This window comes from Mycobacterium asiaticum (assembly GCF_001673635.1).
GTDB classification, from domain to species: domain Bacteria; phylum Actinomycetota; class Actinomycetes; order Mycobacteriales; family Mycobacteriaceae; genus Mycobacterium; species Mycobacterium asiaticum_C.
In genome coordinates, this window is the sequence record NZ_LZMH01000031.1 from 1 (window position 1) to 17272 (window position 17272).

The following is a 17272-nucleotide window of genomic DNA, read 5'->3' on the forward strand; positions in this document are numbered from 1 at the left end:
TGGACTGGGCAGACTACGTCGGTGATCTGCGCGAGCGGGACGCCTCAGCCCCAGCGATCGAGGACGTCGGCGACGGGTAGGCCCGCGGCCAGGGCCGCCATCAGCAGCACGCGCGCCTGCGGCGGGCCCAGTCGCGGCACCAGCAGCGCGCCCGCACGCGCCAGGTCGTCGCCCGGCCCGTAACCGGCGCTCACCCGGCCGCTGGGCACCCGGGTGGACACGGCGACCGTCACCCCGGCGCGGGACAGGCGCCGCACCCCGTCGCCGACGTCCTCGATCGCTGGGGCTGAGGCGTCCCGCTCGCGCAGATCACCGACGTAGTCTGCCCAGTCCAGGCTGTCGACCGGGTTGGCGGCGGCGAGATCGGGGGTCTCGACGGGGAAGGTGCGGGCCTGGCCGGGACCCGAACTGCGGGTCTCGAATCGCACGGTGACCACGCCATGACCCGCGCCCTGTACCCACCCGTGCCCGAACTCGGGGTGCACCACGTCGTCGCCGACCCGCCATGACGCCCCGTTTTGTCCGGTCAGCAGCGCCGCCCGCATCGTCTCGAAATCCTGATGCGATTCCGGCGCCGTTTCCAGCCCCGTTTGCAAAGCCGACTCCCGCGCCAACTCCAGATCGGGAAACAGCGACTCCTGGCGAACGTCGCTGAGGCCCGAAAACCCAACGCCCAGAAGCCGAATCGGCCCGATCTGGACGGGGTCGAGCAGCAGCCTGCGGGCGAGGGCCACCAACGCACCCGCTTCGACCGTCGCGTACGGCAGGGTCGCCGAGCGGGTCAACGTGCTCATGTCGGATTTCTTGAGCTTCACCGTGACCGTCCGCGCGCCCCGGCCGTCCTTGAGCAGGCGGCGGTGCGCGTGCTCGGCGATGGGTTCAATCGCGTCCCGCAGCTGATCGAGGGTGGTCAGGTCGGTGGCGAAGGTGGATTCGGCGCTGATCTGCTTGGCTTCGGCGCGTTCGGCGACCGGCCGGTCATCGATGCCGCGGGCCAGCCGGTGCAACGCCGGCCCGACCGTGGCCCCCAGGATATTGGCCACCTCCGCGTCGCTGAGCGCGGCCAGTTGCCCAATGGTCTCAATGCCGAGCCGATGCAATTTGTCCTCGGCGACGGGACCGATCCCCCACAGCCGACGCACGGGTAAGCCGGCCAGCAGCGTTCGTTCCTCGGCGCGGTCCACGACCCGGATGCCGTCCGGTTTGGCCAGGCCGGAGGCGATCTTGGCGATCTGCTTGCCCGAACCGGCGCCCACCGAGGCGATCAGGCCGGTCTCCTCGCGCACCCGCCGCCGCAGTTCGGCGCAGAATTCCTCGGCGTCGGTCGCCGACGCCCCGGCGAGCTGCGCGGGTTCGCCGAACGCTTCGTCGAAGGACAGCTGTTCCAGCACGGGCACCACATGGCGCACCGTCTCGAAGACGCGCCGGCTTGCGACGCCGTACACCACACCGCGCGGCGGCAACACCACCGCCGAGACTCCGACCAGCCGGCGGGCCTGGTGCATCGGCATGGCTGAGTGGGCGCCGAACACCCGCGCCTCGTAACTGGCCCCGGCGACCACGCCCCGCCCGCCCAGGCCGCCGACCAGCACCGGACGCCCCCGCAGAGTCGGCCGGGTGAGTTGTTCGACGGAGGCGAAGAACGCGTCCATGTCCAGGTGCAGCACCCAACGGGACTCCACAGGTGTCGATGCTATTTGGCGGTGTTCGCTAGCCCGCCGAGCGTGGGCCTTACGGCGAAGAACGCGAGGGCGCAGCGCCATGACCCCCACGCTCGACACACGGCGCCCAGCGCCCGCGCTCAATTTCTTTACGCGAGCGAAAATATAGCGTTACACGCATGTTTAATAGCCGTCCTTCCGGCCATTACCACGTTGATCGCGCGCGATCGGCTATTGGCACTGGTCGAAGGAGATGGCTATGTCACTCGTTGTTGCTCCCGATTGGATCGAGTCCGCCGCCCAAGAGTTGGCAGGCATACGGTCGGCTTTAACCGAGGTATCGGAGTCGATCGCAGCCTCCACCACAGCTATCGCCCCGGCGGCAGCGGACGAGATATCGGCGGCCATCGCCCGCATATTCGGTGAGTTCGGCGAGGAATTCCAAATCATCAGTGCGCAAACTCGAGCCTTCCACACCGGGATCGTCGACCTGCTGGGCTCCACCGCCGGCGCCTATGCGGGCACCGAGACAGCGAATGCCGTGCAGGTGGTCACCAACTCCGTGTCCTCCGCCCTGGCCCCGCCGGCGGCGCCCCTGCCCGGCATGCCCGCCCTACCAGGCCTGCCAGCCCTTCCCGGCGGTCCCGCCCTACCCGGACTCCCGGCCCTGCCTGAGCTGCTACCCGGACTGTTCGGCCCCGGCGCCACTGCGCCCGATTGGACGGCGTTCACCAGGCCGTATGAGGCCCTCTTCAACAACACGATCGCGAACCTGCAGAGCCTCGGCAACGGACTGCAGTCCAACCCGTTCCCGTTCCTGCGCCAGTTCCTGGCCAACCAGGCCCACTACGGCGAGATCATCTCCACGTCGCTGGCCAATGCGGGGGCTAGCCTGCAGGCCGGCGCGGACGCCACCCAGGTCCTCGCTGACATCGCTCCCATCTTCACCATCCCCGGCCAAATCGGTCAGAACGCATTCAACGTGCTCAGAACACTGACCGACTTCTCCTATTCCATCGGAGCGTCACTCGACCCCGTAGCCACCGGAGCAGCCTTCTTCGGTCTGCCAATCGCCATGGGCATCAACGCGATCGGTTCGCCGATCACCACCTTCGATGCGTTCATGTCCAGCGCGACGGCCTTCGGCAACGCCATGCAACGCGGCGACCTGTTCGGCGCCGCGGTGGCCGTGCTCACCTCGCCCGCCGTCGTCACCAACGGCTTCCTGAACGGCCAGGTCATGCTCGGCCTGACCCTACCCGCGCTAGACCTGCCGCTCGCCGGCGGCGTCGGGGCACTCAGTGTGCCGGCGACGGCAGGTCTACCCGTTGGCGGTCTGCTCACGCCGTTGTCGACGGTGACCGCGAACATCGGTCCGGCCACGGGCTTCTCGCTGTTGTCGCTGCCACTCGGCGGCACGCCCACCGGCGGGATCCTGCCCGGGTTGCTACTGCACCTGCCTCAGCGGCTCGCCGAGGCCATCGGAGCACCGCCGCAACCGATTTCGCTGGTTGCGGCAGTACCGATCGTCCCGGCGGTCGACCTGTAGTCGACCGGGCGCTGCCTAGACGGGCACCCGGGAGATCGCCACCCGCACCCCGTCACCGATCTCGACGCCGTCGGACGGGTCGCCGAATTCAAAAGAGGTAGCCAGGATCTCACCCGCGATCAGGTCTCGGTGGGTGCGCGCCCACTCCTCGCGTTCGGACGGCACCGCGACCACCACGCTGATCCGGTCGGAGACGTCCAACCCGGTCGACTTGCGCAACTCCTGCAACTCGCGGATGCGGTCTTTGGCCCAACCCTCGGCCTCCAGCTCGGGAGTCACCGTGCCGTCCAACACCACCAGGCCCGCTCCCCCCGGCAGCGCCGCGGTGAACTCCGGATCGGCGGCCACCAGCCGGGAACTGTATTCCTCGGGTTGCAGCACCGCCGGTCCTGCGGTCAGAGTGCCGTCCGGGTTGACGACGCCTTCACCGGCCTTGACGGCCTTGATCGCCGCCTGCACGTCCTTGCCCAGCCGCGGTCCGGCCACCCGGGCGTTCACTGTCAGCTCGAACCGGCCGTAGGTGTCGATCGCATCGGTCAGCTCGACCTTCTTGACGTTGAGCTCGTCACCGATCAGGTCGGTGAACGGCCGCAACCGTTCCGGATCCTCCACCGCCACAGTTAATTTGGGTAATGGTAGGCGCACCCGCAGCTTCTTGGCCTTGCGCAGCGAGGACGCCGCCGAGCACACCTCGCGCACCTGGTCCATCGCGGCGACCAGGTCGGCGTCCACCGGCAGCTCGGACGTCTGCGGCCAGTCCGTCAGATGCACCGAACGGCCACCGGTGAGGCCGCGCCAGATCAACTCGGTGATCAACGGCAAGAGCGGAGCGGCCAACCGGGCGGTCACCTCCAGCACGGTGTGCAGGGTGTCGATGGCGTCGACGTCCTCCACCCAGAATCTCGAACGGGACCGTCGGACATACCAATTCGTCAACGCCTCGGTGAACAGGCGCAGCTGCTCGCAGGCGCCGGAGATGTCGCACACGTCCAGCGCAGCGGTCAGGTCGTCGCGCAACACCGCCAGCTTGGCCAGGATGTAGCGGTCCAGCACATGCTTAGAATCTGTGCGCCAAGCGCCGACTCTCGGTGCGTACAGGGCCAGGAAGCTGTAGGCGTTCCAGAACGGCAGCAACACCTGACGCACACCGTCCCGGATGCCCTGCTCGGTGACGATCAGGTTTCCGCCACGCAGGATCGGCGAGGCCATCAGGAACCACCGCATCGCGTCCGAGCCGTCGCGGTCGAACACTTCGGTCACGTCCGGATAATTGCGCAGCGACTTGCTCATCTTCTGGCCGTCTGACCCCAGCACGATCCCATGCGCCACACAGGTTTTGAACGACGGCCGGTCGAACAACGCGGTCGCGAGCACGTGCAGCGTGTAGAACCAGCCCCGGGTCTGGCCGATGTACTCGACGATGAAGTCACCCGGGTAGTGGCTGTCGAACCAGTCCGCGTTCTCGAACGGGTAATGCACCTGCGCATAGGGCATCGACCCGGAGTCGAACCACACGTCGAGCACATCGGTGATGCGGCGCATCGTGCTGTTCCCGGTCGGGTCGTCGGGATTGGGCCTGGTGAGTTCGTCGATGTAGGGCCGGTGCAGGTTGTCCGGGCGCACCCCGAAGTCGCGTTCCAGCTCGTCCAGGCTGCCGTACACGTCGATCCTGGGGAACGCCGGATCGTCGGACTTCCACACCGGAATAGGGGTGCCCCAGTAACGGTTTCGCGAGATCGACCAGTCGCGGGCGCCCTGCAACCACTTGCCGAACTGCCCGTCCTTGACGTGTTCGGGATACCAGGTGATCTGCTGGTTGAGCTCCACCATGCGATCGCGGAAGTCGGTCACCCGCACGAACCAGGACGACACCGCCCGGTAAATCAGCGGATTTCGGCATCGCCAGCAGTGCGGGTACGGGTGCTCGTAAGTCTCGTGGCGCAGCAGCACCGCGCCGTTCGCCGCCGCCGGACCGCTCTGATTCTTCAGGTCACGGATGATCTGCGGGTTGGCGTCGAAGACATGCTGCCCCTGATAATCCGGGACGGTCGCGTCGAAGCGGCCCTTGGCGTCGACCGGCGTGACCGGCTCGATGCCCACCGGGTCGGTGGTCGCCATGTCGTCCTCACCATAAGCCGGTGCCATGTGCACCAGCCCGGTCCCGTCGTCGGTGGTGACGAATTCGCCGGGCAACACCTGGAAAGCGTTGGGCGCGTCCATGAAATACGGGAAGGGCGGCAGGTACCGGGTGCCCAGCAGGTCCGAGCCGGGGATAACGCGCAGCACCTCGGGCTCTTCGCCGAGCTCGCGGGCGTAGGCGGCCAGCCGCGCCTCCGCGAGCACAAAGCGTCGATCCCCGTTCCGAACTTCCACGTAGCTCACGCCGGGGTTCACCGCCACCGCCAGGTTCGACGGCAGGGTCCACGGCGTCGTCGTCCAGATGAGCAGATACGCACCGGCCAGTCCATTTTGGGAGTCACCGCCCACCACCCTGAATCCAACCGTGAGAGCGGGGTCCTGACGGCTTTGGTAGACGTCGTCGTCCATGCGCAGCTCGTGGTTGGACAACGGGGTCTCGTCGCGCCAGCAGTACGGCAGCACCCGGTAGCCCTCGTAGGCCAGGCCCTTGTCCCACAGCTGCTTGAACGCCCAGATCACCGACTCCATATAGCTGAGATCGAGTGTCTTGTAGTCGTTGTCGAAATCGACCCAGCGGGCCTGGCGGGTCACGTACTGCTGCCATTCGTCGGTGTAGCGCAACACCGACGCGCGGCAGGCGTCGTTGAAGGCGGCGATCCCCATCGAGTCGATCTGAGACTTGTCGGTGATACCCAGTTGGCGTTCGACTTCGAGTTCGGCCGGCAATCCGTGTGTGTCCCACCCGAATCGGCGCTCCACCTTGTCACCGCGCATCGTCCGATACCGCGGCACGATGTCTTTGACATAGCCGGTCAGCAAATGCCCGTAGTGCGGCAGGCCGTTCGCGAACGGCGGGCCGTCGTAGAACACGTATTCCTGCGCCCCGTCACGTCGGGCGATGCTGGCACGAAAGGTGTCGTCGCGGAACCAGTAGTCGAGCACCTCGAGTTCGAGGGCGGGAAAGTCGGGTGCGCCGCTGGCCAGCTTGGGATAGGCCGTGTGGTCGGCGTTATCAGTCACGTGCGTTGTCTCCGGTGCCTCGGCAGTTCAGGCACGGGGACGACGATGCGCTGGTGCGCGAACGCCGCGGTACCACCCCGCTTGCCACGCTGACGCGTGACCGCTCTGGATACGGCTGTGACGGGCCTACCCGTTCGGTTCTACTGGGCCGCAGAGGCTGTTCTTCCGAAGGCTCCCCGGTGATGGCCGGATCGACGCCAATGAGCTGAGTCTAATAGATGGACCCCGAGGGGCTGGCCCGCCGCAGGCGACCTGCGGTCGGCTAGCCCCTCGGAGTCCCGAGTTGATCGCTGTCCATGGCTTTACGCCTGAACCTCGAGCACGCCGACGCGCCACAGCGCGGCGTACAGGTGCCGCAGCGGGATGGTGAGCAGCCGGGCGGCGCCGTCAACCAGCGGGTCGCTTCCGGCGCCGAGCGCCTCGTCGATGCGACGCGCAGCCTTGGCGGGCGCCTTCGCCGGCACGTCGGCGACGGGCACGTCGCGCACCACGTGCAGCTGCGGCGCGGCGGGAAGGGTTACTACTTCGTCGTACAGAGCAGCGGTCATGATCGCCTCCTAGCGGGAAAACCAACGGTGACAGGTGGACCTCAAAAGAATCTTGAAAGAGTCCCGTCCCGTAACGGCTCCGAGCGTGGAGGGTGTGTGACGACTCAGCCGAGGACGTCGTGCCGGAGACCGGTCAGGGACGAAACATCCGGATATCGACCCGGACTACCACTGGAACTCATGCGTCCCTCACCTCCTCTCGGTCACGACCACGCGGCAACCGCGCGATCTGTGCACACACAACAAGGAGAACAGAATCCCGGCATCTCCGCCGGAAAATCCGCACCCCTCTCGTCAGAGCTTCGGCACTACCCGACGTGTCCGGTAAACCGGAAGCCACCTGGGCTCAACCCTTAATCCGGGAGGAGCTGTCCTGACCCGGGGCGTCTTTCGACGTTCGGGGTCAGTGGCCTATGTTCGTGTAGCCGCCTCACCTAACGAGGTGCTTGCCTGACCGATCATGCACCACCGACCGGCCTCGGTCAACGCGCCATCCCGCAGATTCCGAATGTTTATCCCGACCCGCTGAGCCACTACCCCGTTAAGGCCGCTGAGCTGCGCAGACGGGCCGCCGAGCAGCGATGTGGCTAAGGTCACAATTCGGTCAGCGACTCCAGCCGACCGATGGTCTCGATGTACTCCTCGACCATCTCCAGCACCACCGCCCGGGTGGGCCGCACCCGATCCAGCGAGCCGACCACCTGGCCGACGAAGTAGGTCGCGAGTTCACGCGCCTTGGCGCCGGGGTGCGCCGCCGCCTGGTTGATGCGGATCTGCGAATCGGTCACCAGCGCGGTCTGCAGTGGCATGCCCAGCGGATTGGGGGTGTCAGGCCGTTCCCATTCGTCGGTCCAGGCCGTGCGCAGCATGCGCGCCGGTTTGCCGGTCATCGACCGCGACCGCACCGTGTCCGAGGACGTCGCGGCCAGGAATTTGTCCTTGACCACCGGCGCCGTTTCGGCTTCCTCGGTGGTCAGCCATACCGATCCACACCACACACCCTCGGCGCCCAGCGCCAGGGCCGCCGCGATTTGGCGGCCGCGGGCGATGCCGCCGGCGGCCAGCACCGGCGTCGGCGCGACGGCGTCGACCACCTCGGGAACCAGCACCATCGTCGCCACCTCGCCGGTGTGCCCGCCCGCCTCGGTGCCCTGCGCGACAATCAGGTCCACTCCGGCGGCCGCGTGCCGGCGCGCGTGCTGAGTGGTGCCGGCCAGCGCGGCCACCAGCACGTCCTGGTTGTGCGCCCGCTCCACCAGGTCGTGCGGCGGCGGTCCGAGCGCGCTGGCGATGAGCCGAATGTTGTGCGAGAACGCCACCTCCAGCAGCGGTTCGTAGCCCTTCGGCGAGATGTTCAGGCCGCCGCGGATCGGCTCTTCGTCGGTGACCTGCGCGGCGACCCCGTAGCGGTTCAGCAGCTCGTCGACGAACGCGCGGTGTTCCTCGGGTAGTAGGTCCTGTGCCTGCCGGGAATTGATGCCGCCTTCTTCAGCACCGACGTATTTGGGCGGTAGCAACAGGTCCACCCCGTACGGCTTGCCACCGGTCTGCTCCTCGATCCAGGTCAGCTCGCTCTCCAGCCGACGCGGGCTGTGTGCGGTGGCCCCGAGAATCCCGAAACCACCCGCATTGGTCACCGCGGCGACCACATCACGGCAATGACTGAACGCGCAGATTGGAAATTCGACGCCGAGCATTTCGGCCACCCTGGTTCGCATGCCGCCGACGCTACGCCGTCACGCTGATGGTTCGTCGAGAGTGGGTCCTGGGTAGGGAAACTGCGCGATTCGTCTACCTGAGGCCCACGTTGGGCGGGAGACGCTAGGACGGCGGGGAAACGCCGTCCGGCGGCCAGCTGGCCACGCCCTCCTCCAGCGGAACCTTCAGACTGCGCAGGATCGAGGCGACCATCCGCCATGCCCCGATCGCGGTGACCAGCTCGATGAGAACGGTTGTGTCACCGTCGAATTCCCGCTCGCACGCCGCCCAGCTCGGATCGCTCACCGCGCCGTCGCGCACGATGTCGTCCGTGGCGGCCAGGACCGCCCGCTCGGTGGCACCGAACCCGTTGTGCGCCTGCCAGTCCCGCACGCCCACCAGATCTTCGGCCGACACCCCCAGGCGCGAGGCCACCCGCCAGTGCTGAGTCCACTCGTAGTCGCAGCCGGTCAGCCAGCCGATGCGCATGATCGCCAGTTCGCGCAGTCTCCGGTCGAGGGCGCCATGCCACAGCATCGAGGCGAGCAGATCGTTGAAGACGCCCGCCAGTCGCGGATGGTTCAGCAGCGCCTGGAAGATGCTCAGTTCGGCCATGTAGTCCGGCACCCCGGCCTCGTCGGCGGCGGCTTTGGCCTCGTCGACAGGCAGCAGGGGTATCCGGGACGGCTCGTTGGCTTGGGTCATGTTGCATGCCCTCCCCGCTTATCGCACAAGCGAATCGAATGAACTCCAAGGGTTTCGCACATTACCTCCCGGCAGCCGGCCTTCGGGCTCTGTATCGCTCAACTGCAATACCGGGGCACACACCGGCGCGTTGATCCCTGATCCGTGGCGCTTCGCGCAAGGATGACGGGCAGCTTGAGCGAGCGACGAGGTGAGCCGACGGTGGATCAATTACAAGGCACTCCCGTGGCGGTCATCGGCATGGCATGCCGCCTCCCCGGCGGAATTGATTCCCCCGAGGCGTTCTGGAACACACTGTTACGCGGCGATGACCCAATCACCCAGGTACCTGCCGAGCGATGGAACGCCGACGACTATTACGACCCCGAGCCGGGACAACCCGGCCGGTCGGTATCTCGCTGGGGCGGCTTCCTGACCGACGTCGCGGGGTTCGATCCGGAGTTCTTCGGCATCAGCGAGCGGGAGGCTGCGGCGATCGATCCACAACACCGCCTGCTGATGCAGGTTTCGTGGGAGGCCGTGGAGCACGCCGGGCGCCCGCCCGCCTCGCTGGCCGACTCACTGACCGGCGTCTTCGTCGGCTTGTGCCACGACGACTACACCCATGTCACCAATGCGGCGGGCGCATTGGGTGATGCGTACGGCTTCACCGGCACCGCGCTGAGTATGGCGTCCGGGCGGGTGTCGTATGCCCTGGGCCTGCGGGGCCCGGCGTTGACGGTGGACACCGCGTGTTCGTCGAGCCTGGTGGCGGTGCACCTGGCCTGCCGCAGCCTGCACGATCGCGAGAGCGACCTGGCCCTGGCCGGGGGCTGCATGGTCATGCTGGAACCGCAGCTGTACGCGTCGGCGTCCGGACAAGGCATGTTGTCACCCACCGGACGGTGCCGGCCGTTCGATACAGCCGCCGACGGATTCGTGCGGTCCGAGGCCTGCGCCATGGTGGTGTTGAAGCGCCTGCCCGACGCGCTGCGCGACGGCGATCGGATTCTGGCCGTCGTACGGGGCACCGCGACAAATCAGGACGGTCGCACCGACACCATTACGACGCCCTCGTCAGATGCGCAGGTAGCGGCGTATCGCGCGGCGTTGGCGGCCGCCGGTGTGCACCCCGACACCATCGGCATGGTTGAAGCGCACGGCACCGGCACACCGGTGGGCGATCCCATCGAATTTCTCAGTCTTGCAAGAGTTTACGGGACGCATGGCCGGCCCTGTGCCCTCGGCTCGGCCAAGAGCAATGTCGGTCACACCGAGGCGGCCGCGGGCGCGGTCGGCCTTATCAAGGCGATCCTGTCGCTCCAGCACGCAGCAGTGTCGCCGATGGCCCATTTCACCCGGCTACCCGACCAATTGGCCGGGATTGACACCGGATTGTTTGTGCCACAGTCTATTACGAGCTGGCCCGCGAGCGATGTGACGACGCCGCGACGAGCGGCGGTGTCGTCGTACGGAATGTCGGGGACCAATGCGCACGTCATCGTCGAGCAAGCACCCCCGGTAGCGGACCAGCGGAACACCGGCTCAGCGAAGTTGTTCGTCATGTCGGCCACCTCCGCGCAGGCATTGCGGCAGACGGCGAGTCGGCTCGCGGACTGGATCGGCAGGCACGAGGTAGCTCCGGCGGATCTTGCCTACACCCTGGCACGCCGGCGCGGCCACCGGCCGGTACGCAGCGCGATCGTCGCGGACAACAATGCCGAATTGATCGAGCGGCTCCGCGAATTCGCCGACGGCGACCAACCGATGCACAGCGCCGTCGGTCTCGACGACCGAGGACCGGTGTGGGTTTTCTCCGGACAGGGCTCGCAGTGGCCGGCCATGGGCGCCGACCTGCTGGCCGACGAGGCCGCGTTCGCTGCCACGGTGGCCGCCGCCGAACCGCTGATCGCCCGGGAGTCGGGATTCTCGGTGACCGAAGCCTTGAGCACACCGCAAGTCCTCACCAGCATCGAACACATTCAGCCGACGCTGTTCACCCTGCAGGTCGCGCTCGCGGCGGCGCTGGAGTCCTCGGGTGCGAGGCCCGCCGCAGTGATCGGGCATTCCCTTGGCGAGGTCTCGGCTGCCGTCGTCGCCGGCGTCCTCTCTCTGGCCGACGGTGTGCGGGTCATCTGCCGCCGCTCCCGATTGTGCACCCAGCTCGTCGGTTCCGGCGCGATGGCGGCGATCGAACTCCCCGCGAAACAGGTCCGCGAAGAGCTTGCCCGGCAAAGCATCACCGACGTGGTGATCGCCGTCATCGCGTCACCGGAATCGACCGTGATCGGCGGTAGAACCGAGCCAGTCCGTCAGTTGGTCGCGGGGTGGAAGAACCGCGACATTCTGGCCAGCGAGGTCGCCGTGGACGTCGCATCCCATACCCCACAGGTCGACCCGATCCTCGACGAGCTGGCCGGCCTGCTGAGCGACATAACACCGCGGACTCCGCGCCTTGCCTACTATTCGGCGACGCTGTTCGACCCCCGCGAAACGCCCAAGTGCGACGCCCGCTACTGGGTGGACAATCTGCGCCACGCGGTGCGCTTCTCCGCCGCCACCAAGGCCGCGCTCGAAGACGGGCATCGGGTATTCGTCGAATTGTCGCCGCATCCGCTGCTGACCCGGGCCATCGAGCAGACCGCCCGTGCATTGGACATGCCGGTCGCTGCTATCCCCGCCCTGCGGCGCGGACAGCCGGTATCCCACGGGGTGACACCGCTCCATGCCGAGATCCACAACGCGGGCGCTGCCATTGATTTCGCCGCGCTGTATCCCACCGGCCAGCTGGTGGACGCACCCCTGCCGGTGTGGGCCAATCGGCAGCTGATGCTTGCGCCGGAGCAGCCCGCCCGAAACCCCAACGGCGTGGGCGCGCATCCCTTGCTGGGCGTACACGTTCGACTGATGGAAGAGCCGGAGCGGCACGCTTGGCAGTCCGATGTCGGCACGACGGCGCTGCCCTGGGCCGGCGATCACCAAATCAACGGTATAGCAACGCTTCCGGGTGCGGCCTATTGCGAAATGGCATTGTCCGCCGCCGACACCATACTCGGCGAATCGTCCGAGGTTCGCGACCTGCGGTTCGAAGAGATGCTGCTGCTGGACGACGAGACGCCCGCCGGCGCCACGGCATCGCTGTTGCCCTCCGGAGTTGCCGCGTTCGTCGTGCAGACGGGTGACCAGGTGCGGCGAGCGGCGGCCGTCCTACAGCCGGCCGACTCAGACGACCCGGACCCAGTGCCATTTCAGGACATCGGCGCGCTGTTGGCCACCCACCCGCGCCGCCTCGACGGTGTGCAGATCCGAAAGTGGTTCCGGGACCATGGCATACAGTTCGGCGCCGCTTTTGCCGGCCTGACCGCCGCCTGGATCGCCGACGGAACGGTCGGCACCGTCGTTGCCGAGATCGATTTGCCGAGAGCACTCCGCAACCAGCAAGCCCGGTATTCGATACACCCAGTCATGCTGGACGCCTGTTTTCAATCCGTAGCGGCCCATCCCGCCGTCCGCGGTGTTACCAACGGCGCCATGCTGATTCCGCTGAGTGTGCGCCGCCTGCGCCGCTATGGGGCGACGGGCGCCGCGCGCTACTGCCACACCACGGTTACCGCGTGCGGCAGCAACTTTGAGGCCGACATCGATGTGCTCGACGAGCGGGGGAGCGTGCTGCTGGTGGTGCGCGGCCTGGTGATGGGCACCGGATTCTCCGACAGCGCCGCCCGCGACCGCTTGCTCGATCACCGCTTGTTGGATATCCAGTGGCAGGCCCGCGAGCTACCCGAGCTCACCGCGGACCCGGGTAGCTGGTTGTTGATCGATTTTCCCGGCGATCCGTCAGTGTCCGCATTGGCCGAAGCGTTGCGGCAGCGCGGCGCGACCGTCAACACCATGTGCTGGCCGGTGACCGGTACGGCCCTGCACACCGCACTCACCGCGGTCAGCGGCGTCGTCGTCTGCGCCGGCGGCGCTGTGGACAATGACCCGCGAGGCACCGATTCCATCCGCGACCTGATCCACATCGCCCGTGAACTGCCCGAGATGAGCGGCGAGACACCCAGGCTGTACGTGTTGACCCGCCACGGCCAGACCGTGCGCACCGGCGAGCAAGTCAACCTCACGCATGCAGGGGTACGCGGACTGCTGCGGGTGGTCGGCGCCGAGCACCCGTACCTACGAACCACTCAGATCGATATCGACACCACGACGACCGCTGACAACGTTGTGAGACAACTCCTTTCGGACTCAGCCGAGGATGAGACCGCATGGCGCAACAACACCTGGCTCACCGCACGCCTGCGCCCGGCTCCGCTGCGCCCCGACGAGCGAACGACCATCACCGCTGACCCCCGGCGCGATGGTCTCCGCCTGGTCATCCGAACGCCCGGCGACTTGGCGACCATCGAGGCGGTCAGCACCAAGCGGCAGACTCCGGGACCCGGCGAAATCGAGGTCGCGGTCAGCGTTTCCAGTGTCAATTTCGCCGACGTGCTCGCGGCGTTCGGCCGCTACCCTTCTTTCGACGGACAACGGACCCAGTTGGGGCTCGATTTCGCCGGAGTGGTGACCGCCGTCGGCTGTGATGTCCCGAACTACCGGGTCGGCGACCGGGTGGGCGGTATCTCACCGGGCGGCTGCTGGGGCACATTCGTCACGTGTGACGCTGCGCTCACCGCGCCGCTGCCATCCGAAGTGTCAGATGCCCATGCCGCTGCGATCACTACCACCGCGGTTACAGCGTGGTACGGGCTGCACGAACTGGCTCGTATTCAGCCCGGCGACAAGGTGCTGATCCATTCCGGCACCGGCGGCGTCGGCCAGTCCGCGATCGCCATCGCCTCGAGTGTCGGCGCGGAAATCTTCACCACCGCGGGCAGTCCGCTGCGCCGAAAACTGCTACAAGACATGGGTCTTCAGCACATCTACGACTCGCGAAGCACCGATTTCGTGGAGCAGATCCGTCGCGACACCAACGGTTACGGCGTCGACATCGTGCTCAACTCGCTGACCGGCGCCGGCCAGCGCGCCGGGATCGACGTGCTCGCCTTCGATGGCCGCTTCATCGAAATCGGCAAACGCGACATCTACAACGATTCCAAGCTGGGTCTTTTCGCGTTCCGCCGCAACCTCTCGCTGCACGCCGTGGACCTGGCTTTGATGGCGGTCACCCATCCCCAGCGGGTCGGGACATTGCTACGCGAGGTCTACCGGCGCGCTGCAACCGGTGTCCTGCCAAGCCCGCCATGCACCCACTACCCACTCGACGATGCGACCGACGCGATTCGGGCCGTGAGCAACGCATCGCACGTCGGCAAGCTTCTGCTCGACATCCCTCGCGCGGCCTGCAGCACCGCGGTGGTGCCGCCCGACCAGGTTGCCGCGTTCCGGCCCGACGGTTCCTACATCGTCACCGGTGGCCTCGGCGGCCTCGGACTATTCCTCGCCGAGCAAATGGCCGCCGCGGGCGCCGGCCGCATCGTGCTCAACTCTCGGTCGGCGCCGAATCAAAGAACCATGGAGACAATCGAACTCGTCCGGGCCACCGGCGCCGACCTGGTGGTGGAATGCGGCGATATCGCCTTGACCGGCACCGCGGACCGGCTGGTTGCGGCCGCGACCGCCACCGGACTGCCGCTGCGCGGCGTGCTGCACGCGGCCGCAGTGGTCGAGGACGCTACTCTGCCCAACATCACCGACCAGGTGCTGCAACGGGATTGGGCACCCAAAGTTCACGGTGCCTGGAACCTGCACCACGCGACCGAGGCCGCGGATCTGGACTGGTTCTGCTCGTTTTCGTCCGCGGCGGCACTAGTGGGTTCGCGCGGACAGGGTGCGTATGCGGCGGCCAACAGCTGGCTGGACGGCTTCACCCACTGGCGGCGGGCGCAGGGCCGCCCGGCCACCGCGATCGCATGGGGCCCCTGGGCAGAACTAGGCCGAGGCGCAGGCCTGGCCGACACCTGCGATATCACGATGATCGCGCCCGACGAGGGCGCCTATGCGTTCGATGCGCTACTGCGGCACACCCGTTGCTATTCGGGCTACCTCCCCACCGTGGGATCACCGTGGCTGGACGGACTGGCCGAACGAGCCCCGTTCGGCGAGGCGTTTCGCTCCGGCGGCCCGAATAGTCAGCGCAACAACGGTATTGCGACTTTCCGCGATAAGTTGTCGCAGCAGCCGCAGGACGAATGGCCAAGTCAGTTGCGACGACTGGTCGCCGAACAGGTCAGCACCATCCTGCGGCGCAGCGTCGACCCCGACCGGGCGCTGTCCGACTACGGGCTCGATTCCCTCGGCAACCTGGAACTGCGCACCCGGCTCGAGACCGAAACCGGAATCCGGCTGGGCACTACCGACATCACCACGGTCCGGGATTTGGCAAACAGGCTCTGCGACAAACTCACGCAAGTTCACGACGCTCCGTCGCCAATGAGGGGGCGAATCGCAGTCGCGAAATACCCTGGAGTGTCGCCGCACTGACCGCGAGGAGCGATCATGGTCGTTGTGGGCCATCTGGGCCTCGGGAAGGTCGGCGACTGGGTTCCGGCCCCGGGTGCGGCCTGGTTGTGGCGAGCCACACCGGCCTCGCTGCAGAAGTCGCGGCAAGCGCCGATCAGTGCGGTGCCGCCGAGTTACATTCAGACCCGTCATCTGCGCGGCTTCCGCGAACAACAGCTCCGCGGACGCGACATCTCGCGCCTGCTGGTGATCGCCTTCGATATGCCCGGCCAGTGCGACATTCGCGCAATGACCTACATCTTCAATGCGCACCTACGCCGGCACGACACCTATCACAGCTGGTTCGAGTTCGTCGATGGCGGGCAGATCGTCCGGCACACCATGCCCGATCCCGCCGATGTCGAACTGGTCGCGCTCCAGCGAGGCGAGATGACGGCGAAGCAGTGGCAGGACCACCTCTTGGCTACCCCGGGCCCATTGGACTGGGAATGCTTCAGGTTCGCAATCACTCAACGCGGTGACCATTTCACCGTCTGCATCTGCGTTGACCATTTGCACGTCGACCCGATGTACATCGGCAGCGTCTATTCGGAGATTCAGGCGATGTACAACGCGCTGATGGACGGTGAGGGACCCATCGCGCTGTCCCCGGCGGGCAGCTACGCCGACTACTGCTTGCGCGAGCGCGACTTCACCTCGAAACTGACGCTGGATTCGCCCGAAATCCGCCGATGGCTGGAAATCTTTGACGAGAACGATGGATCGCTGCCCTCTTTCCCCCTGCCGCTTGGCGATAGCTCGCTTTCAACCAGCGGTGAGCTGCTATCGCTGCGACTGCTGGACGCGGATCAAACGGAGCGGTTCGAAGCCGCATGTACCGCCGCGGGTGCCAGGTTCAGCGGGGGTGTATTCGCCGCCGCCGCACTGACCGAGTTTGCCATCACCGGCTCACGATCGTACTGCGCTCTCACACCTGTCGGCACCCGTCGTACACCCGCGGAGTTTCTGACCACCGGCTGGTTCATCGGGCACGTTCCCCTCGCGGTGCCGGTGGCCGCGTCGTTCGGTGAAACCGCACGCGGCGCTCAAGATGCATTCGACTCCAGCGCGCACCTGGCCGAGGTGCCATTCGAGCGGGTCCTGGAACTGGCGCCGCGGCTGCGGAAACCGCCTGCCGTAGGAGGGTTTCCCATGCTGTCGTTCCTGGACGGCGGCGTTCCCCCGCTATCAGCGATGATTGCGGCTCAACTGGGCCGGACCAATACCCGGGCCTTCAGCGACGGCCGGCGCGCGGCACGGGTGTGCCTCTGGGTCAACAAATTTCATGAAGAAACCACGGTGACCGCGTCGTTTCCCAGCAATCCGGTCGCCTACGAATCGATCTCTCGATACCTGCACGTCATGAAAACGGTGTACCTACGAGCGGCCGCCGGACGCGACCTCACGCTGCCTTGCCCGGGTCCCGCCACCGCCACGGCTGCCGCCGGCCCGCATCAGTCCGCGCAGTGAGA

The 17272-nt window shown here is 66.9% G+C and carries 8 protein-coding genes and 1 riboswitch; of the genes, 3 read left to right on the forward strand and 5 right to left on the reverse strand.

The window, feature by feature from the left end; all coding sequences use genetic code 11:
• Positions 1-44: 44 nt before the first annotated feature.
• On the reverse strand, positions 45-1682 hold the full coding sequence (locus tag A5645_RS07525) for a DNA polymerase IV (protein ID WP_196773032.1): 1638 nt from the start codon (positions 1680-1682) through the stop codon (positions 45-47).
• Between the two features lie 238 nt (positions 1683-1920).
• Between A5645_RS07525 and A5645_RS07530 the strand changes: the two genes are divergently transcribed.
• Positions 1921-3210, forward strand: coding sequence for a PE domain-containing protein (locus A5645_RS07530; protein WP_065129080.1), 1290 nt, complete (start codon positions 1921-1923; stop codon positions 3208-3210).
• A gap of 15 nt (positions 3211-3225) precedes the next feature.
• Here the strand turns inward: A5645_RS07530 and ileS are convergent, their stop codons facing one another.
• The 4 genes from ileS to A5645_RS07550 all read right to left on the reverse strand — a co-directional run bounded on the left by ileS (position 3226) and on the right by A5645_RS07550 (position 9320).
• Positions 3226-6369, reverse strand: coding sequence for an isoleucine--tRNA ligase (ileS, locus tag A5645_RS07535; protein ID WP_065036017.1), 3144 nt, complete (start codon positions 6367-6369; stop codon positions 3226-3228).
• A gap of 302 nt (positions 6370-6671) precedes the next feature.
• The gene (locus A5645_RS07540; protein WP_065036018.1) at positions 6672-6917 is read right to left on the reverse strand and encodes an Rv1535 family protein; all 246 of its coding nucleotides are present in this window, start codon (positions 6915-6917) and stop codon (positions 6672-6674) included.
• Positions 6918-7196: 279 nt separating this feature from the next.
• Positions 7197-7366, reverse strand: a riboswitch (M-box (ykoK) riboswitch).
• 144 nt (positions 7367-7510) lie between these two features.
• Entirely contained in the window at positions 7511-8635 is a 1125-nt protein-coding gene (locus A5645_RS07545) for an NAD(P)H-dependent flavin oxidoreductase (RefSeq protein ID WP_065036019.1), read from the reverse strand.
• Positions 8636-8738: 103 nt separating this feature from the next.
• Positions 8739-9320 carry a carboxymuconolactone decarboxylase family protein gene (locus tag A5645_RS07550; RefSeq protein WP_065036020.1) on the reverse strand — a complete coding sequence of 194 codons (582 nt, stop codon included), beginning with the start codon at positions 9318-9320 and terminating at the stop codon, positions 8739-8741.
• A 162-nt stretch (positions 9321-9482) separates the two neighbouring features.
• On the opposite strand from A5645_RS07550, the gene pks2 reads away from it, so the two are divergent.
• Positions 9483-15782 carry a sulfolipid-1 biosynthesis phthioceranic/hydroxyphthioceranic acid synthase gene (gene pks2, locus A5645_RS07555; RefSeq protein ID WP_081288215.1) on the forward strand — a complete coding sequence of 2100 codons (6300 nt, stop codon included), beginning with the start codon at positions 9483-9485 and terminating at the stop codon, positions 15780-15782.
• A 15-nt stretch (positions 15783-15797) separates the two neighbouring features.
• On the forward strand, positions 15798-17270 hold the full coding sequence (locus tag A5645_RS07560; RefSeq protein WP_065129081.1) for a condensation domain-containing protein: 1473 nt from the start codon (positions 15798-15800) through the stop codon (positions 17268-17270).
• The last annotated feature ends 2 nt before the right edge of the window (positions 17271-17272 follow it).